This window comes from Acetonema longum DSM 6540, from assembly GCF_000219125.1.
Lineage (GTDB): Bacteria > Bacillota > Negativicutes > Sporomusales > Acetonemataceae > Acetonema > Acetonema longum.
Map to the genome: position 1 here is coordinate 1 of NZ_AFGF01000159.1, position 1,176 is coordinate 1,176.

At 49.7% G+C, this 1,176-nt stretch carries 1 protein-coding gene; it reads right to left on the reverse strand.

Annotation, left to right across the window (positions count from 1 at the left end; all coding sequences use genetic code 11):
• A partial coding sequence (locus ALO_RS15045; protein WP_004097434.1) for an IS110 family RNA-guided transposase occupies window positions 1-941 on the reverse strand: 941 nt, incomplete at its 3' end.
• Window positions 942-1,176 lie beyond the last annotated feature (235 nt).

Genomic DNA, 1,176 nt, shown 5'->3' on the forward strand with positions numbered 1-1,176 from the left:
AAGATCTTTCGGGACTTCATCTTTCCGGCGCTCTCATCATTACGGGGACTTAATCCGGCCCAGGAACAAAGTTTGGCACTGCTGGAGAAGTGCTCTTGCGGTACGGGGCCCATTTCGGCTAAGAGCGTCAACGCCGATATGATATCCACTCCTGGGATGCTGTCGAGTTGTGCCAGGACATGGGCGTAAGGCTGGGCGATTTCTTGCATGATGGCGAGGATTTCCTCGATCTCGGTCTGGCATTGATCGATTTTCGCCAGTAACAGCTTTAAAAGTCGGCATTCCGCATCGTTCAAATGCCCGCAGACTGCTGCAAGAATCTCTTGATGAGAGCGTTTCACTCGCCTCTTCGTGGCCTCTTGGACATCCTCTAACGACAAGCTCCCTTTTTCGGCTAATGTGTACAACAAAGCACGACCGCTGACCCCATAAATATTACTGAGCATGGTGGACAGCTTAAAGCCGTGGGTTTGAAGAAACTTTTCCAGGCGGTTTAAGTAACGGCTTTTTTCAAACGTAAACGAGCGGTATAACCGGGAGTATTCCCGCAGGACTCTGGCTGTATGGTCCGGGACAAAGCTTTTCTGCAGCAATCCATGCCGAAACAGAGTGGCAATCCAGTGAGCATCTTTTACATCCGTTTTTCGGCCTGGCAGATTGCGCATATGATGAGCGTTGACCACCATGAGGCATTGATAGTCCGGGTAGTGTTCTTCAATGGCTTCATAGACCGGGCGCCAATAGACGCCGGTGCTTTCCATGGCAATGTGATAGCATTGATGCTTTTTGAGCCATTGAACGAAGTTTCCCAAATCCGATGGCAAGGTTTTAAATTCTGCATGAACTTCTTCGGGATCATCTGACAGGCCTTGTAAGATACAAACTTGCAGAGTGTCCCGATGGACATCTACACCGCAGCAACAGGATAACAGGGCTTGCATGGGCCTCTCTCCTTGCGTGATAGAATCGCATAGCAGGAGTGGACTGCCTGATGAAACGAAGTTTATTGTCCGCTGTCTGGCAGCAGTTCTCTGTGCTCAAAGACAATCCGATCATGTTCTAGTAGCGGGGTTTGACCTCCAAACCGTCCCTCGATCTTTTCCTGCTATTCCCAGTCTGCCCGGTCTGTCTCTGTTTTCATGCATTCTCCTGTGTCAAATTTTGTCATGGTTGTTC